Source organism: Pseudomonas sp. PIC25 (assembly GCF_002286785.1).
Classification (GTDB): Bacteria; Pseudomonadota; Gammaproteobacteria; order Pseudomonadales; family Pseudomonadaceae; genus Pseudomonas_M.
Genome location: NZ_MUJY01000096.1, coordinates 1 through 2,897, shown reverse-complemented (window position 1 = coordinate 2,897; position 2,897 = coordinate 1). Strand labels below are relative to the sequence as shown.

The window sequence follows — 2,897 nt, the reverse complement described above, 5'->3', positions numbered from 1 at the left end:
GAGGGCACCGGCGTGTACGTGGCCGATGGTCCAGTCGGTGTAGTGGGAGAGGGCGTTGACGGTCTTGATGGCCATCATCGGGCCTTCGAAGGTGGACATACCGTAGAAGGCCAAGGAGACCACCAGGAAGCGCAGGATCGGGTCGGTGCGCAGCTTATGCCAGGCGCCCGAGAGGGTCATCATGCCGTTGATCATGCCGCCCCAGCTCGGTGCCAGGAGGATCAGCGACATCACCATGCCGAGGGATTGAGCCCAATCCGGCAGGGCGGTGTAGTGCAAATGGTGCGGACCGGCCCAAATATAGACGGAAATCAAGGCCCAGAAGTGCACGATCGAGAGACGATAGGAATAGATCGGGCGTTCAGCCTGCTTCGGCACGAAGTAATACATCATCCCGAGGAAGCCGGCGGTGAGGAAGAAGCCCACGGCGTTGTGGCCGTACCACCACTGGATCATCGCGTCGGTGGCGCCGGAGTAGACCGAGTAGGACTTGAACGCACCGACCGGAATTTCAATGTTGTTGACGATGTGCAGCAGGGCGACCGTCAGGATGAAGCCACCGAAGAACCAGTTGCCCACATAAATGTGCTTGGTCTTGCGCTTGACGATGGTGCCGAAGAACACAATCGCATAGCTGACCCAGACCACGGCGATCAGGATGTCGATCGGCCATTCCAGCTCGGCGTACTCCTTGGAGGAGGTGTAGCCCTGCGGAAGGGTCAGGACTGCCAGCACGATCACCGCTTGCCAGCCCCAGAAGGTGAAGGCGGCGAGACCGTCGGAAATCAGTCGGGCCTGGGAGGTGCGCTGCACCACGTAGTAAGAAGTGGCGAACAGGGCGCAGCCGCCGAAGGCGAAGATCACTGCGTTGGTGTGCAGCGGGCGCAGACGGCCGAAGCTGGTCCACGGCAGGTCGAAGTTGAGTTCCGGCCATACCAGCTGGGCGGCGATCAGAACACCGAGACCCATCCCAATGACCCCCCAGATCACCGTCATAATGGCGAACTGGCGGACCACCTTATAGTTATAAGCAGTCTGACTGATTGCTGTGCTCATGCTTGGTTCCACGGTTAATGGAGGGTTTTGTGGGGCAAAAAACGGCGGCAAGTATGGAGAAAGAGGGGGGCCATTGCAACGACGCAGGGGCGCTCTCTCCCGCCGTCAAAGCCCTGCCAGAGCGCGATATCCGATGCGTTTTTCAGGACTTTGGTCGCATCAGACCGATGCGACGGAGGGACGGTTCGCCTTGAAATTCTGTGATAGGGGTGGCGATGCCGAGCAGCTTAGAGGCTGAGGCTCGGATTGTGAACCGCTGATGCGGTGCGACACTTGGTCGCACTGGCTTAGACCAAGGGATGAGGCGCTGGTGGCACCTCATCCCTGGAGCAGGTCCGGAAGGGCTTCCGGACCGAAGTGATATTACTTGGCTGCTACCTGTTCCTTGCTTTGGGCAAGGCTGTACACGTACGCCGCGAGCAGGTGCACCTTGTCGTTGCCGAGGTAGGGCTCCTGGGCCGGCATCTGGCCGTTGCGGCCATAGCGGATGGTTTGTTGCAGTTGGGCCAGGCTCGAACCGTAGATCCAGCCGGCCGAATGGGTCAGGTCCGGAGCGCCCATGGCTGCCATGCCCAGGCCGGTCGCACCGTGGCAGGCCGCGCAGTTGGTTTCGAAGATCTGCTTGCCGGCGGCGATATCGGCTTCGCTGCCTTCCGGCAAGGCGAGCCCCGCCAAGCCCTGGCGCACATAGGCAGCGACGTTCTTCACGCCTTCGTCACCGAGGATCGGACCCCAGGCCGGCATGGCCGCCATGCGACCGTGCAGAATGGTGGTCTTGATCGCGTCCGGCTCGCCGCCCCAGCGCCAGTTGGCGTCGGTCAGGTTCGGGAAGCCGACCGAGCCCTTGGCATCGGAGCCGTGGCACACCGAGCAGTAGGTGGCGAACAGGCGGCCGCCCATCTTCAAGGCTTGCGGGTCCTGGGCTACGTCCGCGATGGGCATCGCGGCGAATTTGGCGAAGATCGGACCATATTGCGTTTCCGCCTTGTCCACTTCGCGCTGCCACTGCTTGGCCTGGGTCCAGCCGCCCTCATAACCCGGCAGGACGCCTTTCCAGTTGCCCAGGCCCGGATAGAGGATCAGGTAGCCGATGGCGAAGATGATGGTGCCGACATACAGCAGGAACCACCACTTCGGCAGCGGGTTGTCGTATTCCTCGATGCCGTCGAAGGCATGGCCCATGGTCTGGTCGGTGCCGCCCTTGGGCTCGCCCTTGCGGGTGGCGAAGACCAGCCAGAACAGCGCGACGAAGGTGCCGAGGGTGAGGATGGTGATGTACCAACTCCAGAAAGTGGTCATGCGAGGTAACTCCTAGAAGCGTTCCGGGCGTGCTCGGGCGTCGGGTCGTCGGCGAAGGGCAGGTTGGCGGCTTCGTCGAAGGCCGCCTTGCGCTTGCTGCTGTAGGCCCATACGGTCACGCCGATGAAGGCGAGCATTACCAGCGCCGTGCCGAGGCCGCGCAGGGTGCTGATGTCGAGGTTGTCGAAGGCCATCGCGCTTACCTCTTGTTCTTCAGGCTGGTGCCGAGCACTTGCAGGTAGGCCACGAGGGCATCCATCTCTGTCTTGCCGTTCACCGCTGCGGAGGCGCCGGCGATGTCGTCGTCGCTGTAGGGCACGCCCAGGGTGCGCAGGGCGCCCATCTTGGCTGCGGTGTCCTTGCCGTCGAGGGTGTTTTCCACCAGCCAGGGGTAGGAGGGCATCTTCGACTCCGGCACGACGTTGCGCGGGTTGTACAGGTGCGCACGGTGCCAGTCGTCCGAGTAGCGGCCGCCGACGCGGGCCAGGTCCGGGCCGGTACGCTTGGAGCCCCACAGGAAGGGGTGGTCCCAGACGCTTTCG

4 protein-coding genes are annotated in these 2,897 nt (G+C 62.8%); all 4 read right to left on the bottom strand.

Annotated elements, in window-relative coordinates:
- Positions 1–1,056, bottom strand: a 1,056-nt coding sequence (gene ccoN, locus BZL41_RS11675) for a cytochrome-c oxidase, cbb3-type subunit I (protein ID WP_095599455.1), incomplete at its 3' end; no start/stop codon positions are given.
- A 363-nt stretch (positions 1,057–1,419) separates the two neighbouring features.
- Positions 1,420–2,355 carry a cytochrome-c oxidase, cbb3-type subunit III gene (gene ccoP / locus BZL41_RS11670; RefSeq protein ID WP_095599454.1) on the bottom strand — a complete coding sequence of 312 codons (936 nt, stop codon included), beginning with the start codon at positions 2,353–2,355 and terminating at the stop codon, positions 1,420–1,422.
- Positions 2,352–2,549 (bottom strand): cbb3-type cytochrome c oxidase subunit 3, encoded by a 198-nt coding sequence (locus BZL41_RS11665; protein ID WP_095599453.1) that lies wholly within the window; start codon positions 2,547–2,549, stop codon positions 2,352–2,354. The genes ccoP and BZL41_RS11665 overlap by 4 nt, the downstream gene beginning before the upstream one ends.
- A gap of 5 nt (positions 2,550–2,554) precedes the next feature.
- Positions 2,555–2,897, bottom strand: a 343-nt coding sequence (locus BZL41_RS11660; RefSeq protein WP_174706159.1) for a cbb3-type cytochrome c oxidase subunit II, incomplete at its 5' end; no start/stop codon positions are given.